This is a genomic window from Selenomonadales bacterium (genome assembly GCA_017442105.1).
Lineage (GTDB): Bacteria > Bacillota > Negativicutes > RGIG982 > RGIG982 > RGIG982.
In genome coordinates, this window is the sequence record JAFSAX010000229.1 from 1 (window position 1) to 4,353 (window position 4,353).

6 protein-coding genes are annotated in these 4,353 nt (G+C 50.7%); all 6 read left to right on the forward strand.

The window, feature by feature from the left end; all coding sequences use genetic code 11:
- The coding region (locus IJN28_08740) for a PhoH family protein (GenBank protein MBQ6713851.1) at window positions 1-501 on the forward strand (501 nt) is incomplete at its 5' end.
- Between the two features lie 23 nt (window positions 502-524).
- Window positions 525-2,678, forward strand: a complete 2,154-nt coding sequence (locus IJN28_08745; GenBank protein MBQ6713852.1) for an HDIG domain-containing protein — start codon at window positions 525-527, stop codon at window positions 2,676-2,678.
- Entirely contained in the window at window positions 2,617-3,084 is a 468-nt protein-coding gene (ybeY, locus tag IJN28_08750) for an rRNA maturation RNase YbeY (protein ID MBQ6713853.1), read from the forward strand. Before IJN28_08745 ends, ybeY begins: the two co-directional genes overlap by 62 nt.
- Window position 3,085: 1 nt before the next feature.
- Entirely contained in the window at window positions 3,086-3,460 is a 375-nt protein-coding gene (locus IJN28_08755) for a diacylglycerol kinase family protein (GenBank protein ID MBQ6713854.1), read from the forward strand.
- Window positions 3,448-3,816 (forward strand): cytidine deaminase, encoded by a 369-nt coding sequence (locus IJN28_08760; GenBank protein MBQ6713855.1) that lies wholly within the window; start codon window positions 3,448-3,450, stop codon window positions 3,814-3,816. The genes IJN28_08755 and IJN28_08760 overlap by 13 nt, the downstream gene beginning before the upstream one ends.
- Before the next feature lie 26 nt (window positions 3,817-3,842).
- Window positions 3,843-4,353: GTPase Era (gene era / locus IJN28_08765; GenBank protein MBQ6713856.1), on the forward strand; the 511-nt coding region annotated here is incomplete at its 3' end.

Here is a 4,353-nt window from a genome sequence, read left to right on the forward strand (position 1 = left end):
CCTGCCGTAGAAGCAGGCGAAAAACTGGGCTTCTTACCCGGCGATATGCAGGAGAAAGTCGACCCGTATCTGCGCCCGCTCTACGATGCGCTCGGTGACATCTTGGGACAGGAAACGTTCCAGAAATATCTTCTTCGCGGAACGATCGAAGTGGCACCGCTCGCGTATATGCGCGGACGCACGCTCGAAGATGCGTTTATCATTCTCGATGAGGCGCAGAATACGACACCGCAGCAGATGAAAATGTTTTTGACGCGATTCGGCTTCGGCTCGAAGATGGTCGTAACAGGCGACTTGACACAGACGGATCTTCTCCGAAATGTACCGTCGGGACTCAAACAGGCGCAGAAGATATTGGCAAGTGTGCCCGGGATCGCCTGCTTGACGCTCGATGAAAAAGACGTCATTCGCCATGAAGTCGTCAGCCGCATCATTCGTGCGTATGAATTATTTGAAGAACAGACAGAAGCTCGTTTGAAGGAAAAAGAGAACTCACAGTAGCAAGCAGATGGAGTTGAAACGAAGTGGATTTTTTGAAACGAGAGATCAAAAAACGTGTCTACCTCGAAAATGGGCAATACAATAAAGTATTTTTACGCCGCTCAAGCATGGTGGGAATGCTGTTTTTCATCTTGGTGATGGTCTTGGCATCGAATCTGTTCATCGGCAGTGTGTCGCTCGTGGAAGGCGAAGTCAGCGAAAGTGATATCGTTGCACCGCGAACGACAACATATATTGATGTCGAAAAGACAAAACAGCTGGAAGCGGAAGTCATTGCCAGCGTTGCAAATGTGTATGACATTGATGTGACCGTGACCAAGCGTACCGATGAAGCGATCAATGCCATCTTCGGTGCAATGGCATCGGATACGGTGAAATCGGCCGAGGGGGACAAGCGTGTCGAACTCGTGCAGAACGTAGCAGGTGAAAAGGTATCGCAGGATACGATAAGCGGTCTTTTGTCGCTCTCCGAAGAGTCGCGCAAAGTCGTACAAGACAGTAGTCTTATGATATTGCATCAATATTTCCAGCGCGGTATCCATGACAACGAAGTCGACTTGATGAAGCAAGGCGTTGCCAAAGAAGCCGAAAAGCTGTCGCTTACGGATGAACAAAGACGGCTGACGATCGCGCTTTCTAAGTCGTACCTCACAACGAACGTTATCTTAGATAAAGAAGCGACCGACCAGCGTGTAGAAACGGCAATCGCCAATATGGAACCGGTGCGCGGTATGGTACAAAAGGGTCAGATACTCGTGCGTCGCGGTGATGTCGTAACGGCAGAGCAGGTCAATTTGATGACAGAACTTGGACTGTACTCCGCGCCGATCGGACTCGTTTCGGTCAGTGGTGTCTGTGTGCTCGTCTGCGTCGTTATCTGGCTGGTACGAGCCTATCTTCGTAAATTCGATATTGCTGTCTATCGCGATGACAGACAGATATTCCTTATCATACTAGTCGTGACAGGGTCGCTGCTTCTCGGCAAGATGGCGCATTTTTACTCGCCATTTGCCGCCCCGATGGCGATCGGAACGCTCCTTTTATCTATCTTGATAGGACTTCGCGTCGGTCTGTGCGTGGGGACAGCACTTGCCTGCTTCTTCTGCGTAATGGCAGATTTCGATGTAGGCGTTCTTATCAGTGCTTTTTTGGGCAACTGCATTGCTGTTTACAGCATATCCCGACTGGCATACGGCAACAGCTTGACGCGGACGGGCGTTATGCTCGGTCTGTGCAATTTCTTGGTCGTCGGTGCGATCGGCGTTGCCAAGTCGATGGAGCTTGGAGAAGTATTCTACATCAGCTTCCTTGCGCTCGGCGGCGGTATCTTGTCGGCTGTCATCACGATCGGTATTTTGCCATATCTTGAAAATGCGTTTGAGGTCACGACGCCTGTGAAATTGATCCAGATAGGTCAGTCGAATCATCCGCTCTTGGAACGATTGCTCCTTGAAGCGCCGGGCACACACCATCACGCGCTCGTCGTTGCCAATATGGCAGAAGCGGCGGCTAATGAGATCGGTGCCGACCCGATACTTGTCCGTATCGGAGCGTATTATCACGATGTCGGCAAGCTGTATCGGCCTGCCTTTTTTGTAGAAAATCAATTCGGCGGAGAAAATCCGCACGATCAGATATCGCCGTATCTAAGCGCGCGTATCCTTACGGCGCATGCTCGCGACGGTGTGGCACTCTGCCGTGAATACAACATTCCGCAGGTCGTCATTGATATCGTACAGCAGCATCACGGAACGACGATCGCAGGGTATTTTTATCACAAAGCGAAAACGGAAGCAGAAGCAGAGGGGCTTGAAGTAAGCGAAGACGATTTCCGCTACGATGGGCCGAAACCGCAGACGAAAGAAGCGGCACTCGTTATGCTTGCCGACTCGTGCGAAGCGGCGGTGCGTTCGCTAGGTAAACCGAGCGGCGACCAGATCGAGGCGATGGTGCGCAAGATCATCAAAGGACGCTTGCAGGAAGGTCAGCTCGATGAATGTAACGTAACGCTCAAAGACCTCAGTACGATCGGTGATGTATTCATTCGATTGTTGTCGAGTATGTTCCATACGCGAATCAAATATCCCGAAACGAAAGAACTGGAAGGTGACTACCATGCAAATAGAGATCAGCAACCAACAAGAAAAAATGACGGTGACGCAGGCGATAGAAGATAGAATTATCGAAGTGCTTGAAGAAACGGCGCGCGTCCATGAAGTGGACGACCTTGCCGAAGTCAGCTTGATGTTTACCGATGATGAAACGATACACGAGATGAATCGCGAGTATCGCGGTATCGACCGCCCGACAGACGTATTGTCGTTCGCGCTCGAAGAAGGCGAAGAGGAGGAGATATACGGTGGTCCCGAAGAAAACCTCTTGGGTGATATCATCATCTCGGTAGAAACGGCGACTCGTCAGGCGGAAGAATACGGTCATAGCGTTGAACGCGAGATGGCATTCTTGGCTCTGCACGGTATGCTTCATTTGCTTGGTTATGACCATATGGAAGAAGAAGAAAGAAAAGAGATGCGCGCGCAGGAAGAAGCGATACTGGCTTCGCTCGGCATCACGAGAGAATAAGATGCGTATTATGCAGTCGTTTCGCTATGCTGCGCGAGGCATCATAACGGCGTATCGCGAAGAACGGCAGATGAAAGTGCATACAGCCGCGGCGGTGATGGCTGTTGTGTGCGGCATCGTAGCTGACTTGTCGCGGGCGGAGTGGGCGATCCTTGCGCTCACGATCGCTATGGTCATCACGCTCGAACTCGTCAATACAGCTGTCGAACGCGTCGTCGATATGGTGACGGAAGACTATCATCCGCTTGCCGAAAAAGCGAAGGATATTGCCGCAGGTGCCGTTTTGGCAGGCGCGATCACATCTGTTATCGTCGGCATTTGCTTGTTTGGCACGCGCGTGATAGAATGGATGGGAGGCTTTTTATGGATACGTTGATGGACATGGCAAGACAAGCACGCGTCAATGCCTATATACCATATTCAAAATTTGCCGTCGGCGCGGCACTTCTCGCCAAAAGCGGACGAATCTACACGGGCGCGAATATCGAGAATGCCTCGTACGGACTGACGATCTGTGCCGAACGCACAGCCATCGTTAAGGCGGTATCGGAAGGGGAACGCGAATTTGAAGCGATCGCCATTGCCGCCGATACAAAAGAGCCCGTACTGCCGTGCGGAGCGTGTCTGCAAGTCATGGCGGAGTTTCACATCGATAGAGTGATCCTCGGCAATCTGACAGAAGAAAAAGAAGTCTTGTTATCGGACTTATTGCCGCATAACTTTACCTTGTAAATATATGAAGAGGAGCGAACAAAAGATTGGAAACAGGATATAAATCGGGCTTTGTTGCCGTTATCGGCCGCCCAAACGTCGGTAAGTCGACGCTTATCAACAGCTTGATCGGACAAAAAGTACTTATCATGTCGGACAAACCGCAGACGACACGCAATCGCATTCTCTGCGTGCTGTCGCTCGACGATGCACAGATTCTCTTCCTTGATACGCCGGGTATCCACAAACCGCGTCACAAACTGGGCGAGTATATGGTCAACGCGGCGAAAAATACGCTCAAAGAAGTAGACCTCATTCTTTTCGTCGTCGATGCGAATGAAAAGATGGGTGCAGGTGAAGAATACATTCTCGAATATCTGCGCGAGACGAAAACGCCTGTTTTCCTCGTAGTCAACAAGATCGATACACTTGACAAAAAAGCACTCCTTCCGATCATTGCGAACTATCAGAAGGAATATGACTTCGCGGCAACGGTGCCTATCTCGGCACTCGAACATACGAACCTCACGTCGCTTACCGACGAGATCAAAAACCACC